The following is a 915-nucleotide window of genomic DNA, read 5'->3' on the forward strand; positions in this document are numbered from 1 at the left end:
CCTGAGCAGCTGCGGCAGGTGGCGGACGAGCTGCGGTCCGAGACCATCGACGCGGTGTCGGTGACGGGCGGGCACCTGGGTGCGGGCCTGGGTGTGGTGGAACTGACGGTGGCGCTGCACTACGTGTTCGACACGCCGGCGGACCGCATCATCTGGGACGTGGGGCACCAGGCGTACCCGCACAAGATCCTGACCGGGCGCCGCGAGCGCATCCGCACCCTGCGGCAGGGCGGCGGGCTGTCTGGCTTCACCCGGCGGTCGGAGAGCGAGTACGACCCGTTCGGTGCGGCGCACAGCTCCACCTCCATCTCGGCCGGGCTGGGCATGGCGGTGGCGCGCGACCTGGCGGGCGGGAACAACCACGTCATCGCCGTGATCGGCGACGGGTCCATCTCCGCCGGCATGGCGTATGAGGCCATGAACAACGCTGGTGCCCTGGGCTCGCGCCTGGTGGTGATCCTGAACGACAACGACATGTCGATCGCCCCGCCGGTGGGTGCCGTGTCGGGCTACCTGGCCAAGCTGGTCAGCAGCAGCCAGTACCGCAACCTGCGGGACATCGGCCGCCAGGTGGCGGAACACCTGCCCCGTCCGCTGCAGAACGCGGCGCGGCGGGTTGAGGAATACGCCCGCGGCATGGTCATGGGCGGGACGCTGTTCGAGGAGCTGGGCTTCTACTATGTCGGCCCCATCGACGGGCACGACCTGGACCAGCTGGTGCCCATCCTGGAGAACATCCGGGACGAGCCGAACGGCCGCCCGGTGCTGATCCACGCGGTGACGCAGAAGGGCAAGGGCTACGCCCCGGCGGAGGCCTCGGCCGACAAGCTGCACGCGGTGGGCCGGTTCGATGTGGTGACGGGCGCCCAGGCCAAGGCCAAGGCGAACGCGCCCACCTACACCCGTGTCTTCGCT

General features: G+C 70.3%; 1 protein-coding gene. It reads left to right on the forward strand.

What is annotated here, in order from left to right; translation table 11 throughout:
• Positions 1-915 (forward strand): 1-deoxy-D-xylulose-5-phosphate synthase N-terminal domain-containing protein (locus P5F91_RS10895; RefSeq protein ID WP_277907188.1); only part of this gene is annotated, 915 nt, incomplete at both ends.

Source organism: Nitrospirillum amazonense (assembly GCF_029594735.1).
Taxonomy (GTDB): domain Bacteria; phylum Pseudomonadota; class Alphaproteobacteria; order Azospirillales; family Azospirillaceae; genus Nitrospirillum; species Nitrospirillum amazonense.